Annotated in this window: 11 protein-coding genes and 1 pseudogene; all 12 read left to right on the plus strand. The window is 60.6% G+C overall.

The window, feature by feature from the left end; all coding sequences use genetic code 11:
• Positions 1-288 precede the first annotated feature (288 nt).
• A pseudogene (locus GGR33_RS15695) lies at positions 289-1264 on the plus strand (IS630 family transposase).
• 1710 nt (positions 1265-2974) lie between these two features.
• Positions 2975-4558 (plus strand): ABC transporter substrate-binding protein, encoded by a 1584-nt coding sequence (locus GGR33_RS15700; protein WP_183506806.1) that lies wholly within the window; start codon positions 2975-2977, stop codon positions 4556-4558.
• A 68-nt stretch (positions 4559-4626) separates the two neighbouring features.
• Complete coding sequence (locus GGR33_RS15705) at positions 4627-5670, plus strand: ABC transporter permease (protein WP_281381171.1); 1044 nt, start codon at positions 4627-4629, stop codon at positions 5668-5670.
• Positions 5667-6512: an ABC transporter permease gene (locus GGR33_RS15710; protein WP_183506810.1), complete on the plus strand. Its 846-nt coding sequence runs from the start codon at positions 5667-5669 to the stop codon at positions 6510-6512. Before GGR33_RS15705 ends, GGR33_RS15710 begins: the two co-directional genes overlap by 4 nt.
• Entirely contained in the window at positions 6512-8164 is a 1653-nt protein-coding gene (locus GGR33_RS15715; RefSeq protein WP_183506812.1) for an ATP-binding cassette domain-containing protein, read from the plus strand. The genes GGR33_RS15710 and GGR33_RS15715 overlap by 1 nt, the downstream gene beginning before the upstream one ends.
• Positions 8161-9081, plus strand: coding sequence for an NAD-dependent epimerase/dehydratase family protein (locus GGR33_RS15720; RefSeq protein WP_183506814.1), 921 nt, complete (start codon positions 8161-8163; stop codon positions 9079-9081). The genes GGR33_RS15715 and GGR33_RS15720 overlap by 4 nt, the downstream gene beginning before the upstream one ends.
• 10 nt (positions 9082-9091) lie before the next feature.
• Positions 9092-9850 carry an SDR family NAD(P)-dependent oxidoreductase gene (locus GGR33_RS15725; protein WP_183506816.1) on the plus strand — a complete coding sequence of 253 codons (759 nt, stop codon included), beginning with the start codon at positions 9092-9094 and terminating at the stop codon, positions 9848-9850.
• A 109-nt stretch (positions 9851-9959) separates the two neighbouring features.
• A complete protein-coding gene (gene hydA, locus GGR33_RS15730) occupies positions 9960-11387 on the plus strand; it encodes a dihydropyrimidinase (protein WP_183506818.1) in 1428 nt (475 codons plus the stop codon).
• A 219-nt stretch (positions 11388-11606) separates the two neighbouring features.
• Positions 11607-12659 (plus strand): TMAO reductase system periplasmic protein TorT, encoded by a 1053-nt coding sequence (gene torT, locus GGR33_RS15735; RefSeq protein WP_183506820.1) that lies wholly within the window; start codon positions 11607-11609, stop codon positions 12657-12659.
• A 74-nt stretch (positions 12660-12733) separates the two neighbouring features.
• On the plus strand, positions 12734-14266 hold the full coding sequence (locus tag GGR33_RS15740; protein WP_183506821.1) for a sugar ABC transporter ATP-binding protein: 1533 nt from the start codon (positions 12734-12736) through the stop codon (positions 14264-14266).
• Positions 14267-14273: 7 nt separating this feature from the next.
• Positions 14274-15296 carry an ABC transporter permease gene (locus tag GGR33_RS15745; protein ID WP_183506823.1) on the plus strand — a complete coding sequence of 341 codons (1023 nt, stop codon included), beginning with the start codon at positions 14274-14276 and terminating at the stop codon, positions 15294-15296.
• The gene (locus tag GGR33_RS15750; RefSeq protein ID WP_183506825.1) at positions 15289-16269 is read left to right on the plus strand and encodes an ABC transporter permease; all 981 of its coding nucleotides are present in this window, start codon (positions 15289-15291) and stop codon (positions 16267-16269) included. The genes GGR33_RS15745 and GGR33_RS15750 overlap by 8 nt, the downstream gene beginning before the upstream one ends.
• The last annotated feature ends 7 nt before the right edge of the window (positions 16270-16276 follow it).

Consider the following 16276-nt stretch of genomic DNA (forward strand, 5'->3'; position numbering starts at 1 on the left):
GGCGCGGTGAGAGCCGCGCCGGTTCTTTTGTAAGGATTTGTTAAAGTCGGCAGCCGCAGCGTTCTTCTGGCAAGAATCGCCGAGGAACTGACGAAGTTCAAATACCTGCTTGGAAGATTCGCCACCTGGAAGCAGGCCGGCTGATATCCACACCACTCGGTTCATTGCCTGCCCGGCTCGTATGTCCGCTCTGAATTAATTAGAGCCGCCGCCGATCAGGCGGAGTCGACCTGGGTTTTCAGGATCGGGCTGATCTGATTCTCTTTCGGCTTTCCGACAGGAGGGTCGATGTCGTCGCCATTGTCGTCCGATCTGCGTGAGCGCGTCGTGCATGCCGTGGAGGAAGGCTCCTCGCGTCGGGGCGCAGCGCGGCGCTTCGGGGTCAGCCCGTCCAGCGCCATCCGCTGGCAGGAAAGCTTCACGCAGGAGGGTCGGGTGGCGGCCAAGCCGCAGGGCGGCGACCGGCGCTCGCAGCACGTCGAGGCGCACGCGGACCTGATCCTGAGCCTCTACGAGGCGCAGCCGACGATCTTCCTGTCGGAGTTGCGGGGCCTGATGGCCGAGCGGGGCGTCGCCACGAGCGAGAGCGGCCTGTCTCGCTTCTTCAAGCGGCACGGGATCACGCGCAAAAAAACACAGGCCACGCGGCCGAGCAGGATCGGTCCGACGTAAAGGCCGAGCGCGAGGACTGGTTCGAAAGCCAGGACGAACTCGATCCCGACAGCCTCGTCTTCCTCGACGAGACCGCGGCGACCACGGCCATGGCGCGCCGCTATGGCCGAGCCCCACGTGGCGAGCGCTGCCGGGTCGGCGTCCCACAGGGACACTGGACCCGAAGGGCCGCGAAGCGAAAACCACCACCATCACGGCCGCGCTCCGCGCCAGCGGCCTGGCCGCCACGACGATGTTCGACGGAGCGACGAACGGCGAGCGCTTCCGCGCCTACGTGACCGACATCCTGGTCCCGACCCTGAGGCCGGGCGACACGGTGATCCTGGACAATCTCCCGGCCCACAAAGTCGCGGGCGTGCGCAAGGCCGTCCAGGCGGCCGGTGCGCGCCTCCTCTACCTGCCCCCCTACTCGCCCGACCTCAACCCAATCGAGCAAGCCTTCGCCAAGCTGAAGGCGCTCCTCCGCTCCGCTGCGGCGCGAACCATCACCGATCTCAGACAGGCGATCCGCCAGGCACTCGCCGCGTTCACCCCGGACGAGTGTCGCAACTACCTCGCCGCCGCTGGATACGATGCATACGATCCAGCATGATCGGCAGCGGCTCTAGTCTGCCCCGAACGACTGGGATGGGCGCACCGCAGCCGGGGCACTGGCAAAAGCAGCGACCACTATCGGATAATGCGGCAGCCCCCGTATATGACGAGGTCGGGTCGACAACGGACGGGCGCCTACCTGAAACTGAATGTCTGCTGCCGGGCGGTGGGCTGATGTCCGCTCATGGCGCACAGCGGCGCCGACGAGTGACTTGGTTGGATGGAGATCTGCCGATCTGCTTTCGGGCGCCAAATTCGACAAGCGGACGTTCGACGGCCGGCACAAGCTGGCCGAAAGCAGCTGGTCCGTTTCGGATGAAATCCGCTGGAAAAGCGGACGTGCATCTACCGACCCAGCCTCGTCATTCGCGCGACCTGGCACAATGCCGGAAAGCGGACATCCGATCGGCGGTGGCGCCGGAAGCATCGCGCCCATCTCGGTCATTCTGGCTGGTAGCGAATTGTTCGGAAACGGACGTCGATACCGACCGCTTGATGACCGTTGGGTTGGGTTCCGGCCCGTCTGCTTCGGGGCGTAGAAGCGAAACGCGGACCTTCGCGAAATGGCAAAGGCTGGCCGGAAGCAGACAACTCGCCTTCGGCGCTCAATCAGCCTAAACCGGGACAGAAAGTCGGGCTACCGGAGCACTCTCGACGCCTCCTCCGTTCGGCCTCCTGGCGGTTGTAGGTTCGGACCGCCATGATGCCGTTACGGATCGTCGTGATCGAATGCGGCCAAATCCCGATGAACTTCTCGATGGACACGTTTACGACGTCCGAGATCGTGACCCGTAGGTCGTTCCCGAGCCCAAGCACACCGGGCGCATCCCCGTTCAGTCGAAGAGCGACTACGCCGGACTAAGCCGCGGATGGTCGTGGAACCTGACGACCGCGATCAAGTTCGTCGGCATCTCAAAGCCCGCGTTCGCGACGCGCGGTTTCGAAACAACGAAGCAGGAAGCGGCGGACGCCCTCGAGTGACTTTGCTCTCGGCACCGAGCGGCATGCCCATCGACGAGCCGATTGGTTGAGGTATGCGTCTGTCCGCGCCCAGCCGCTGAAAGCAACCACCGCGCGGTCGATCGAGGTCTTCCGGATCGGAGACGATGTTTGAGGGAGCCGAACGTAATCACGTCTACCAAATGTCGCTATCGATGCCGGCATCCTGGACCACTTCGGGGCACATTCCGAGACTTGGCTGGACGGCCCAGTGGCGAGGAGGAGGGGGAAGCTTGATCGGGTCCCCCAGCTTTATGAGCCCGGCTGAAAACTAGAGCCGATCTGCCACTCGGCCTGCGCGGCGCGCGCCCGATCCAAGTACTTCGATATCATCGCTTGGAGAAAGCTCCCGACCGCGACCAAAACCGATGCGCGTATCGATAAGACATCGCGAGCAAGCGCGCCGCCCACCCCGGAAGCTGACGGCCCTCCGTCAGCGATATGGCCCTGTTTTGTAGCAGTTGCCCTGATCTTGCGCGCGGGCTGCCGAAAAAAACGCATCGACATCGCTCAAGCATCGTATACAATTATGTGTACAGTCAGATGTTGCGTTGCGGTCAACTTCTTAGTTGCGGTGCAGCAAATCTCGCGGATTCGAATATTCAAAGGGGCACTGGAAATGGTCCGTTTTGTACGTGGTCCGCACGGGCTATTGGGTAAGATCACGCGACCCGACCGGATTGATCGCCGGCAGAATGGACAGGCCGCGATGTCCGCGCGATTCCTCGGATCGCTCGCTGTCATCATGGCGGCGAACTCGGCTTTCTCGGCCCCGGCTCCGGACCCGAAAACCACTTTGCTCGTGGCGGGGCCTCGGACGCCCGAATCTCTCGACCAGGAATATCCACCAACGGAAGCCAGCCATGAAGCGCGCCGCAACATCTATGAGCGCCTGCTGAACTACGCACCCAAGAAGAACGAGGAAAATATCGTCGTCGAAGATTTTGGCCAGATCGTCGGAGGTATTGCGGAGAAGTTCGAGGTCTCTCTCGACAAGACGACGATTACGTTCCACCTACGCAAGGGCGTCAGAAGTTATGTCGGCAACGAGCTTACGGCCGACGACTTGATGTGGACTTTCACCCGAGGCTGGATTCTGAAAGCAACGTTCCACTGGTACATGAGTCAGGTGCTCAAGATTCAGGACTTCGATAAGTCGTTTAAAAAGATCGACGGCATGACCGTCCAGGTCACCCTGCCGCAGCCTTCTCCGTTAGTGGACAGGATCTGGGTCAACAACGACCTGGGCATCCTCGACTCGACGGAGGTGAAAAAGCACACCACGAACGAGGATCCGTGGGCCTCAAAATGGCTCGCCAACCACTCGGCCTCGTTCGCCCCGTATCAGGTGACGAAGATCGTTCCTGGACAAGAGGTCAATTACGAAGCCAACCCAAATTACTGGCGGGGGCCCGCAAAACTTTCGCGCATCATCTTCCGAGAAGTGCCGACCTCGTCCAATCGGGTTGCGGCCCTGCAGACCGGTTCGGTCGACGTCGCTGAATGGCTTCTGCCGCGTGAGCTGAACCTCCTGAGCCGCAGCCCGAGCGTCAAGATCTGGAAAGTCTTCGGAAATTACGTTCATCGAGTTGAGATGTTCAACGGCAAGCCGCCATTCGACGATGTCCGCATCCGTCAGGCGATGAACTACCTGGTTCCCCGGGATGAAATTCGCAAGGCGATCTACTTCGATACGGCCCGCGATACGAAAAGCCCGATTGCGGAGATCTATCCGGGCTTCACGGATCAGTATTTCCCGTACGGCAACGACGTGAACAAAGCCGTCGCCTTGCTCAAGGAAGCGGGGCTGCCGCAGGGCTTCAAGACACAGCTCGGTTATCGCTCGAGCGAGCCAATCGAAGAAGAGATCGCTCTCATCCTGAAGACCGCCTTCGCACGCGCCGGCGTCGACGTGGAACTGCAGAAACTACCGGCCTCGACGCTCGTCGATCGGTACACCAAGGGTGAAATACCGATGTATTTCTTCCGGGACATGGCCATCGTGCCCGACGCCGCCTACGTCGCCAACCTGTGGCTGAACAGTAAGTCTTTGATCAACTACTCGCACTTCAAGAACGAAGATGTCGATCAGCTGATCAATCTCGGCCTGACCACGACCGACGAAAGCAAGCGCATCGACGGCATGCGACGCGTGCAGGAGATCGTGATGCAGTCTGCTCCATGGGTATTTCTGATGAATCCCGGATATCAGCTCGCAACGCGGGCTAACGTCAAGGGATACTCCTGGTATACGCCGAATGGCAACAACTGGTTCGACTTTTATAAAGAATAAACACTTCATTTATTCCAGCTCAAGCAAATAAGAATCCGGGCGGCGGAGCAGCGGGAGATATATCGGCTTTGAGAGCACTCATCACATATTGGCGCCGACTGCCGCGATCTGCCCGGATCATCCTGTCTCGGCTAAGCATCCTGATTCCGCAAATGTTCGGGGTCATGTTCGCGACCTTCTTTCTCATAAGGCTGCTTCCCGGCGATCCGGCCCTGCTCCTGCTTGGAAACATGGCGACGCCTGAGGCCATTGTGAGCCTTCGTGAAAGGCTCGGTCTGAACGACAGCATCTGGGTGCAGTTCGTTCGCTATCTCGACAATGTCGCCCACGGCGACTTGGGCACATCCATCTTCACCTCGAATCCCGTCCTCCAGGATCTGCTCGAACGCGCTCCCGCCACTCTCGAGCTCATCTGCTGGGCCATGCTGGCCACGGTCATCATCGGCGTCGCCGTCGCCGTCACGGCCGTCGTCAGGCGCGGCGGAGCGGTCGACCGCGCAAGCCGGATCTACGGGCTGGCCGCCGGTGCGATCCCGGACTTCTGGGTCGCGTTGCTGCTGATCTACTTCCTGTTCTACCTGCTCGGCGTCGCGCCGGCACCGTTCGGCCGGATCGATGCCCTGTTGCCTCCTCCGAACCGAATTACCGGCTTCTACATCATCGATAGTCTTCTCACCGGCAATTGGGACGCGTTCATTTCGTCTGCCGGCCGGCTCGTGCTCCCCGTGCTGACGCTGACCATCGTGAATGCCGGCGCGCTCATGAAGCTGACGAGGACAGTTTTCGGGGACGTCTACCGCTCGGACTTTATAAGGCATGCCAGGGCCAGCGGACTTCCGGAATCCGTCATCGTCAGGAGCGCGCTGCGCAACAGCCTGCCGCCCATCATCACGTTGGTCGGCTTCCTGTTCGGATTTCTTCTCGGCGCCGCCGTCCTCGTGGAGACGTTGTTCGCATGGGGCGGCCTCGGACAATACGCCGTCCAAGCAGTCGTCAATAGCGACTATCCGGCACTTCAAGGATTCGTGCTCGTCGCCGCCGCTTTTATTTTGCTGGTCTACATGACTGTAGACATCCTCTACGAATTCGCTGATCCGAGGATTAAGGTATGAAGGCCTTTTTCGAGAATGTGAGAAGGCACTTTGGTCTGGCTGCCGGTATCGGCTTTTCCCTGTTGGCCATCCAGATCATCGCGATCGCGCTGGCGCCGTATATCGCGCCATACTCGCCCATCGACGCCGACCCGCTGAGTTCGCTTCAACCTCCGTCTGTCGCGCATTGGTTCGGAACCGACGTGTCCGGCATGGATATTCTTTCGCGCGTGATCTACGCGACAAGAATAAATCTCCTGATCAGCGTATCATCGGTCATCGCAGCCTTTATTGTCGGAGTACCGGTCGGTCTTTTGATTGGATACTATCGAAATATATTCAGTAATCTGATCATGCGGGTGTTTGACTTCATACAGTCGTTTCCGGTCTTCGTTCTCGGCATGGCCCTGGTCTCGGTTCTCGGGCAGGAAGTCTGGAACGTGGCGATCGTCCTGGGCGTCCTGTTCATTCCGATGTTTGCCCGGTTGATCCGCGCCGAAGTGCTCTCCCTGCGCGAGCGTCCCTTCATCAGTGCAGCCCGCTGCAGTGGAGCGAGCGACCTGTCCATCATGTTCCGCCACATCCTTCCGAACGCTCTGACTCCGGTCATCGTCCAGGTCTCGATCAGTATCGGCATGGCGATCCTGTTGACGGCCGGCCTGTCGTTCATCGGTGCCGGCGTTCGCATGCCGACGCCGGAATGGGGGCTGATGGTCGGCAACGGGGCTCAGCAGATGATCCTCGGCGTTTGGTGGGTCGCCCTGTTTCCGGGCCTGGCCATCGTTTTCTCGGTTCTCTGCTTCGCTCTTCTTGGTGACTTCGCTCAAGCGGTCACCGACCCGAATGCGGAGACGATTTCGTGATGGCCCCGGAACGCTCTCCCCTCCTGGAGGTCGAAGATCTGACGATCGCGTTCGGCGACGGTGCGCCCGTTCTCGACGGCCTGAACTTCGCCCTCAACCGCAACGAGATCGTCGGTCTCGTCGGCGAAACCGGCGCCGGGAAATCCATCCTCACCCGCGCCATCATCGACCTCCTCCCCAAGGGAGGAGCGATCACGGCGGGCGACATCCGGGTCGAGGGCCAGTCTGTCGGCAAGCTGCCCGAAGCGAGAAAGCGCGCGCTGCGGGGTGGCGAGGTTGCCCTGATCGGCACCAACGCCAAGCTGCTCCTCGATCCGGTCGCGACGGTCGGCAGTCAGGTCGGCCGCGTTCTGAAGGCTCACCGCCCCGCGAGCAGGACCGAGATCAGAAGCCGGGTCATCGACGTCTTCCGGCAGGTCGGCATCGTCAATCCCGAGGCCCGATACGAGGCTTTCCCGCATGAATTGTCCGGCGGCATGGCGCAGCGCGTCGTCATCGCCATGGCGCTCATCGCCGAGCCCAAGCTGATCCTGGCGGACGACGCCACGTTGGGCCTCGATGCGACCATCCAGGCTCAGGTCCTCGACCTGCTCGTCAGCAAAGGACGAGAACTCGGCCTCGGCGTTCTGCTGATCACGCACGATCTCGGCATCATCTCCCACTACTGCGATCGTGTGGGGATCATACAGGGCGGCCGACTGATCGAATTGAAGCCGGTCGATCAATTCCTGGACAAACCCGAAACGGAGTATAGCCGCCTTCTGCTCGATGCCGCCAAGGTTCGCCCGGCTCCGAGGGATCAGAGCGGCGACGACGCGCCTGCGGCTTCGATCCAACCGCTGCTCGACGTGAAGGAGCTTCGCAAGACGTTCGTCGTGGATGGCGGCCAGGCCGTCGTACGCGCCGTTGACGGCATCTCGTTCAGACTTTGCAAGGGAGAAACGCTCGCCCTCGTCGGAGAGAGCGGCTCCGGGAAAACCACCGCCGGCCAATGCCTGCTCAAATTGCTGCAGGCGGATTCCGGGTCGGTGATGTTCGACGGGACGGAGATCCTGGGCCTGAGGGAGCACGAGTTCCGGCGCATGCGTCGGCGTCTGCAGGTCGTCTTCCAGGAGCCCTACGTCGCCCTCAACCCGCGCTGGCAGGTCGTGGATCTGATCAGCGAACCGCTGGCCCTCACCGGACAGAGAGGCGGCGCCGAACGTGCCGCCGAAGTGACCCGGCTCATCGACCTCGTGCATCTTCCCCGTCGCGTCGCAGGGCTTTATCCGCATCAATTGACGGCGGGTGAGCAGAAGCGTGTCGGCATCGCGAGAGCGCTCGCGACCGGTCCGGATTTCGTCGTCTTCGACGAGCCGACCACGGCGCTCGACATCCGCGTGAGAGCACAGATCATCGATCTCGTACGCGAACTCCAAGCCCGCATGGGGCTGTCGGCACTGTTCATCACGCACGACCTCAACTCAGTCCGTTCACTTGCCCACAACGTGGCCGTCATGCGCCACGGCAAGATCGTGGAGCACGGAGAGACGGAACAGATCTTCGCGCGACCCAAAGAGGCCTACACCAGGATGCTCCTCGCAGCCGAGCTTCCCATCGAGGCCAACCGTTCAGGCAAGGCTCCCAAGACTGAGTTGGAGTTCGTTCGATGAGCCGCCCAGGGCCTGTTCTCGTCACTGGCGCCGCCGGCCTGCTGGGAAACAAAGTTCGTCAATTTCTCGAAGAGCGAGGGGACTCGGTGATTGCCGTCGACCGCTCGAAGGGGATGAAAACCTTCGGTCCTGTAACCGAATGCGACCTCGCAGACGTCCATCACATGCACGCCCTCGTCCGCAACGGGCTGCGTGGCGTGATCCATTGCGGCGCGCATTCCGGTCCGATGGTCGCTCGTGAGAATCCGTTCTCCATGGTGGAGGTCAACATCGTCGGGACGGCCAACATGCTGGAGATCGCGAGGATCCACGGAGCCTCGCGCTTCATCTACTGCTCTTCGACGAGCGCCTTCGGACCGACGCCGCCGGGTCCCGTTCCAGAAGACATCGCGCTTCAGCCGAAGACGGTCTACGGGGCCAGCAAGGTCGCGGGTGAGCAGCTCGTCTCGACCTATGCGTCGCAATACGGGCTGGACGGAACGAGCCTCCGGATCTCATGGGTCTTCGGTCCGCGCAGAAGCACGGATTGCGCGATCCGGACGATGATCGCGGATGCCCAGGCGGGCAGTCGAACCAGGTTCGCCTTCGGCAAGGACTTCCCGCGACAATACATCTACGTCGACGACGCGGCGAACGCGCTGATCCAGGCCTTCGACCGGCCGGAACTTCCACGCCGGGTCTACACGGTGACGGGGGGGACCTACAAAACGCTCGGCGAGATCGCGGATCTGGTCCGCTCGATTATTCCCGGCGCCGACATCGAATTAGGCGCCGGCGCCGATCCTGTCGACGACCTTCAGCATGAATTCGACATCTCGGCCGCGCGCCGGGATCTCGATTACGCACCGCGCCACGATCTCGAGACACGCCTGCGGACCTACGCCGCATGGCTAGCAGAACAGTCCAAAGCGTCCTGAGGATCCGGTCTTGGAAACCTTCTCACTTGCAGGCCGCACCGCCTTCGTCACGGGCGGAAGCAGCGGTATCGGGCGCGCGATCGTGGACCTCTTCACCGCGAAAGGCGCACGCGTCGGCATCGGACACTATCAGCGCCAGGACGAAACCGCGGCCTTCGTCGCCGACCTTTCGGCCCGAGGCCGTTCGGCAGCGGCAACCGAATGCGATGTCTCATGTGAGACCTCCGTTGCCCGGGCGAAAGCCTGGTGCGACGACCAGCTCGGGCCCGTCGACATCCTGGTGAACTGCGCCGGCATCGGCGGCGACAGGATGTTCACGGAGATGAGCGTCGCCGAATGGGACCGCATGATCGCCGTCCACCTGCGTGGCTCGTTCCTGATCACACACGCCTTCTTCTCGGGAATGGTCGAACGCAAGTACGGGCGCATCATTTTGACCTCGTCCCAGCTCGCCTACAAAGGGGCTCCCGGCCTCGCGCATTACTGCGCCGCCAAAGCCGGCATCGTCGGCTTCGTCCGTGCCCTCAGCTACGAAGGGGCTCGCCACAACGTCACCGTCAACGGCCTCGCTCCAGGACCGGTGGAGACCGAAGTTCTCGCCAGCCTGTCCGAGGAATGGCGAGCCATGAAAATGGCTCAGCTTCCGGTCGGACGCTTCGGCAGTGTCGAGGAGATCGCACCAGCAGCCCTGCTCCTCGCATCGGAATTCGGTGGAAGAAACTTTTGCGGTCAAAACCTGTCGCCGAATGGCGGCGACGTCATGTTGTAATCAGCAAAATATATCCAATACGGAAATCTAATCTTAAAAACAAATAATCCTGCTGAACTCGCACTAAACCGAATACATTTACATACTTGCCGTCGAGAGATGCAATCAAATGAATCAATTCGATGTCATTATTCGAGGCGGCATCGTCGTCACTGCAACCGATACGTTTCGAGCCGATGTCGGCATCCGCCACGGCAAGATCATGACCGTCGCGAACATCCTTACGGACGGCACGAAGATCATCGATGCGAGCGGTCTTCTGGTCATGCCGGGCGGTATCGACAGTCACGTGCATCTGGCGCAGCCGTCCTTCGACGGCCCGGCCATGGCAGACGGGTTCGAGAGCGGCACCCGCTCGGCCGTCGCCGGCGGCAATACCACCGTTCTGCCTTTCGCTCTGCAGCCGCGCGGGGCCTCGCTCCGAAGCTCCGTGGTCAACTACCATAAGGAGGCCGACGGCCAATCGTATTGCGACTACGGGTTTCACCTGATCGTCACCGATCCGACGCCATCGGTTCTATCTCAGGAGCTGCCGGCTCTGGTGGAGGATGGATACACTTCGTTCAAGGTCTTCATGACGTACGACGATCTCGTACTGAATGATCGGCAATTGCTGGAGGTCTTTTCGAGCGCGAGGGACTGCAAGGCGCTCGTGATGGTCCACTGCGAGGGCTACGACGCCATTCGCTTCATGACCGAGCGTCTCGAGGCTGTCGGCAAAACGGCCCCCTACTATCACGCGGTATCCCGCCCGGAGAGCGTCGAACGTGAGGCGACCCATCGTGCGATCAGCCATGCGGAACTTACCGACGTTCCGATCATGATCGTCCACGTCTCCGGTCGCGAGCCGATGGAGCAGATCCGATGGGCTCAGAATCGCGGGATGAAGATCTACGGCGAAACGTGCCCCCAATACATTGCGCTGACGAGCGAGGACCTCAAGGGCCTGAACATGGACGAGACCGGCGGAAAATACGTCTGCTCGCCTCCACCCCGAGAAAAAGAGAGCTGGGAAGCCGTCTGGTCAGGCATCAAGACAGGCGTCTTCCAGACGTTCTCATCCGACCACTGCCCTTTCTTCTACGAAGGAGTCGGCGGAAAGCTCAACGATAAGGCACGAACCTCTTTCAGGTGGGTGCCGAACGGCATACCAGGCGTCGAGACAAGGCTTCCAATTCTCTACTCTCGCGGCGTCGCCGAGGGCAGAATAACCGTCAACGAGTTTGTTGCCCTCACGTCGACGAACCATGCCAAGATCTACGGCCTTTATCCGGAAAAGGGGTCGATCGCGCCGGGCTTCGATGCCGACATCGTTCTATGGGATCCGAACCGGAAGGAGACGATTTCGCAACGCCTCATGCATCACGGAGCCGACTACACCCCTTACGAGGGCCAACAGGTGACCGGTTGGCCGGTTATGACGCTTCTCCGCGGCAAGATCGTCGCGGAAGAGGGCAAGATCGTCGGCAGCAAATCGGACGGACGATTTCTTAAGCGCAGACTGTCGCCGTACGCGATGCCCGGCAGCAACCGTTAGAACGTAACAGCCAAACGCCCAAAGAGTAAGCGGTGGTGCTTAAATAGCAGGCGTAATCACCCCCAGACCAGAACCCGAACCTGAAGAGCACCGTGGCCCGATCTGCAGATCGGTCTGGCACAATCATTGCCTAGACGACTGTATCCAACATTGGATACAGTCGGGCGCTCGTCAGGCGCCTTTGTTTGGCCAGTGGGCCGTTTGCCCGAGGAGAAGCCAGTGTCGCCCAAGCAGTCCTTTCTCGCGCTGTTGCTGAGTCTTGCGGCGCTGTGTCCGATGAATGGCGAGGCCGCGCCGTGGTGGCCGGCCAAAACATACGATCTTTCGGACGGCACGCCCATCGAAACGGACTATGTGCCGCTGCCGAAAGCAGAAAAGAAATGGAACATCTGCGTTCTATTCCCCCATCTGAAGGATAGTCTCTGGGTCGCCGCCAACTACGGCATCGTCGAAGAGGCGAAGCGCCTGGGCGTCAAGGTTACGTTGTTCCAGGCAGGCGGCTACGAGAACCTTCCAAAGCAACTGTCTCAGTTCGACGACTGTGTTGCATCGAAGTCCGATGCCATCATCACCGGGGCGATCTCCGAGGCGGGGCTGGCGAAGAAGTTCCAGGAAGGTCTATCCAAGCAGATCCCTCAGATCGCCCTGATCAATCCGGTCGCTGACGCGCCCGTCACCGCGAAGGTGTCGGTGGATTATCCGACCTTGGGCTCTCTCGCCGCCGGCTATCTCCTCGACAGCCACGCGGGTAAAGCGGTCAAGGTCGCGGTCTTCCCGGGTCCCCAGGGGGCCGGTTGGCCGGAATCCTTCCTCAAGGGCTTCGACGAAAAGCTGAAGGGCACCCCGGCGAAGATTTCGGACATCAAGTGGGGCGACACCGGAGTAGCAGTCCAGCTCAGGCTCGTGGAGGACTCACTCCAAACCGATCCCGATATCGGTGTGATCTGGGGCGCGCCGCCGGCCATCGAAGCCGCTGTTGGCGCGGTTGCCGATGCAGGCAAGCAGGGCAAGATCGATCTTCTGCCGTCATATGAGAACCAAGCCATGCTCGGCTTTCTCAGAAGCGGCGAAATCAAAGGCTTCCCGACCATCGCGCCGGTTCTAGAGGCACGCATCGCTATCGACATTGCAGTGCGCATCCTCGAAGGCAAGTCCTATATGAAGTCGCCCAATATCGTGCCGATTATGGTCACCAGGGATAATATTTCAAAAGCAAATCTCGACAACATCTTCGCACCGGAAAGCTGGAGCCCATCCTACTCGGTGAATTGATTCGACAAAACACCGAACACTATTTGCGGCATTCCATGCGAGTGCCGCGAACAGACACGGACTGGATTGGGCAAATGAGCACCGTGCCATCGACCTGCATTCTGGAAACGCGTTCGATCGGAAAACGATTCGATGCGACGATCGCACTCCAGGACGTCGACTTCGATCTCAAGTCCGGCGAGGTGCACGTGCTTTTCGGCGAGAACGGCGCCGGCAAATCCACGCTCATCAATCTCATGGCCGGCACTTTCGGAGCGACGAAGGGCGAGCTCTATTTCAACGGAGAGCAGATCCATCACTCGACGCCGGCCGTTGCGCGCCACCTCGGGATATCGGCGGTGTTCCAGGAGTTCAGCCTGGTGCCCCAGCTGACGGTTGCAGAGAATATCTTCCTGGGCCGTGAACCGGCGCGATACGGGTTCATCGACGGCCTTAAAATCGATGCGGGCGCTCGCAGGATCCTGAAGGCACTCGATTTTTCCATCGATACGACGCGGATCGTCGGAGATCTTTCACGCGCCGAACAACAGATGGTCGAGATCGCCAAGGCTCTCCTGATCGAGCCTCGCGTATTGATCCTGGACGAGCCGACGGCCTCATTGACGGAGGCCGAGACGGAGATCCTCTTCAGGAACATCGCGCGTCTGAAGGCGGCTGGGGTCGGTATCATCTACGTTTCGCACCGGATGCCGGAGATCCGGGCCCTTGCCGATCGCATCACCGTTCTGCGCGACGGCCGGAAGATCGCCACCGTCGATGCGTCCCGCGTGTCCGACGACGAACTTGTCGCCCTCATGGTCGGCAGGCAGATGGACCAGTTGTTCCCGAACGTGCCTTGCAGACCAGGCCGCGTTCGCCTGTCGGCCCACAACCTGAGCATCGCCCAAGGCGATGTGCGCGATGCAAGCATAACGCTGCGTGCAGGCGAGATCGTCGGCGTCGGCGGCCTGGTCGGCTGCGGCAAATCCGAATTCGTCCGGGCTCTGTTCGGCCTGGAACCCCTATTGGCGGGCGACATCATCATAGACGGACAAACGATCGACAACCCGACGCCGGCCGACATGCTGGCGCGAAAGGTCTGCTATTTTCCGGCCGATCGAAATGCCGAAGGATTGGCCCTCCCGCGCAACATCATCGAGAACTCTTCGGTTACGGCAATTTCGACCGAAACGCTGTCACGAGGCCCTTTCCTGAGGAAGGCCAGCGAGCGTCGTATGGTCGACCGCATCATCGAGCAACTGACCATCAAACCACGGCAGGGAGGCGAACGCGTTTCGAGCCTGTCCGGCGGCAACCGGCAGAAGGTCATGCTGGCGCGGGGACTGGTGCGTCCCACCGAAATCTTTCTGTTCGACGAGCCGACCGTCGGCATCGATGTCGGCGCGAAACTCGATGTCTACAAGACGATCGGAAATCTGGTCGAAGCGGGACATGCTGTCCTTCTCGTGTCGTCCGATCTGACCGAACTGCTGCATCTCTCCCATCGCATGATCGTCTTCAAGGGAGGTCGCATCGTAGGGGAGCTCGAAGGCGCGAGGCTGAACGAAAACGAGGCGCTCTCCCTCTTTTTCGCCGACGGACCGGTTCTCAAGGCGGCGGCGGAATAAGGAGACGATGACCGTGAACACAAACATCATTCAAGGCTCGCCGCCGACCGTCCGGCCGGGAGCATTTCGCATCAGCTATCGTGCGATCGCGCTACCGGCCATACTCGTCGCGACCCTGTTGGCCCTTGCGCTGCTTGAGCCGCGCTTCCTGAACCAACTCAATCTCCTCAACCTGTCGCGCAACATTTCCTTTCTGACGATCGTCGGCCTCGGGCAGATGCTCGTCATGCTCCTTGGCGGTCTGGACCTGTCGGTCGGGGTCGTCGTGGCCATCAGCAGCGTCACGGCCGCCAGCATGATGAACCACGCCGTCATATGGTGGCCGGGCAACGATGCCTTCGCCATCGCCGTCGCCTGCCTGTCCGCGATGGGCGTTGCCGCGATGATCGGGCTTCTCAACGGCCTCTTCATCGTCAAGGGCCGCGCATCGGCCTTCATCGTCACCCTGGGCATGTTCTCCGTCGTCGGAGGCGTGGCCTATTACGTGACGGCCGGCATCCCGATCTACGGTCTACCCGCTTCATTCACCAACACCCTCGGACGGGGCATGCTGTTCGGCTTGCCCTGCAGCGTCCATTTCGCGCTGTTCCTGGTCGCGGCGATCCTGATCGTTCAGCAACGGACGCGGATCGGGCGATACCTGTACGCCGTCGGCGGAAATGCGCATGCCGCGAACCTTTCCGGCATTCCGGTCAATCGCACGATCATTTCGGCTTACGTAGCCTGCTCGTTCCTTGCAGGGTTGGCGGGGCTCCTCATCACCGCACGGATCGGTGCGGGACAAGCCAATCTCGGCTCCGAATACATGCTGCACAGCATTGCGGTCTGCGTGATCGCCGGCGTCTCCCTCAGAGGCGGCGTCGGTCGCGTCGAACGCGTATTTCTCTCGGCCATCCTGCTGACGATCTTTGCCAACGCCATGAACCTCGTTCGCATAGACAGCAAATTGCAGACCATCGTCTTCGGCATCGTCCTTCTCGGCGCCGCCATGATGGACCGCTCCAAGCAGTCGGGAGGCGGGAATGCTTGAGCTTGCCGCGCGCAGTCGCAACATTTTCAAACCAGGCCAAGGCAAGACGCCCGCACTGCTTGTCTTGATGCTCGTCGCGTTGTTTTCCGTCACCCAGTCGAATTTTCTGTCGACCGGCAACATCAGCAATGTAGCGATCCAATCCAGCTATCTGATCATTTTTGCCTTGGCGCAAACCTACGTAATGATCGTTCGAGGCTTCGATCTCTCCATCGGATCGACCGTTTCCCTGATCAGCGTCGCCAGCAGCATGGCGATGAGTCACGCGCTCGGCCTGGGTTTCTCGCCGGCCATGGCGATCTCGAGCGGCGTGATTACCGGAATTGCCATCGGCCTCGTCGTCGGGCTGATCAATGGCGTCTTCGTCGCCGTATTCCGGCTCAATCCGTTCATCGTGACCTTGGCGACGATGAATATCTGCCTTGGTCTCGCGTCCTCGATCTCGAACGGATTTCAGATCTTCAACCTGCCGGACGGCCTGAACGCGACTTTCTATCAGGGTTCGATATTGGGCATTCCGGTTCCTGTAGTGGCGGCCTTCGTTCTGGTCGGTCTGATCCATGTGGTGTTGACCCAAATGAAGATCGGCCGCTCGAGCTATATCCTCGGCGCGAATCCGCAGGCCGCCTTCGTCGCCGGCATTCCGGTGACGTCCTACCTTCTGCTGGCCTATGCGCTGTGCTCGGCCCTGGCTGCATGCGGCGCAATCCTGCTGACCGCTCGGACAGGCTCGGGCGAGCCCAATCTGGGCGGCAACCTCATGCTCGAGAGCATCGCTGCCGCCGTCGTCGGTGGGGCATCGCTCCGCGGGGGAAGCGGCAGCGCCTTCACTCCAGTCTTCGGAGCGGTCTTCATAACCATTCTGTCGAATGGGATGAACTTGTCGCGGATTGATGGCTACATCCAGCAAATGATTCTTGGGGCTATCATCATTTGCACCGCTTTCGGCGAGTACAAAGGTCGAGGATCTTAGTAACTTT

Origin of the sequence: Methylobacterium brachythecii (assembly GCF_014196345.1) — a bacterium.
Lineage (GTDB): Bacteria > Pseudomonadota > Alphaproteobacteria > Rhizobiales > Beijerinckiaceae > Methylobacterium > Methylobacterium brachythecii.

Coding starts and splice junctions, on each gene's coding strand:
- GGR33_RS15750 (WP_183506825.1), top strand. CDS start 15,289: ATGCTTGAGCTTGCCGCGCGCAGTCGCAACATTTTCAAACCAGGCCAA.
- GGR33_RS15710 (WP_183506810.1), top strand. CDS start 5,667: ATGAAGGCCTTTTTCGAGAATGTGAGAAGGCACTTTGGTCTGGCTGCC.
- GGR33_RS15720 (WP_183506814.1), top strand. CDS start 8,161: ATGAGCCGCCCAGGGCCTGTTCTCGTCACTGGCGCCGCCGGCCTGCTG.
- GGR33_RS15745 (WP_183506823.1), top strand. CDS start 14,274: ATGACCGTGAACACAAACATCATTCAAGGCTCGCCGCCGACCGTCCGG.
- GGR33_RS15700 (WP_183506806.1), top strand. CDS start 2,975: ATGTCCGCGCGATTCCTCGGATCGCTCGCTGTCATCATGGCGGCGAAC.
- hydA (WP_183506818.1), top strand. CDS start 9,960: ATGAATCAATTCGATGTCATTATTCGAGGCGGCATCGTCGTCACTGCA.
- GGR33_RS15715 (WP_183506812.1), top strand. CDS start 6,512: ATGGCCCCGGAACGCTCTCCCCTCCTGGAGGTCGAAGATCTGACGATC.
- GGR33_RS15740 (WP_183506821.1), top strand. CDS start 12,734: ATGAGCACCGTGCCATCGACCTGCATTCTGGAAACGCGTTCGATCGGA.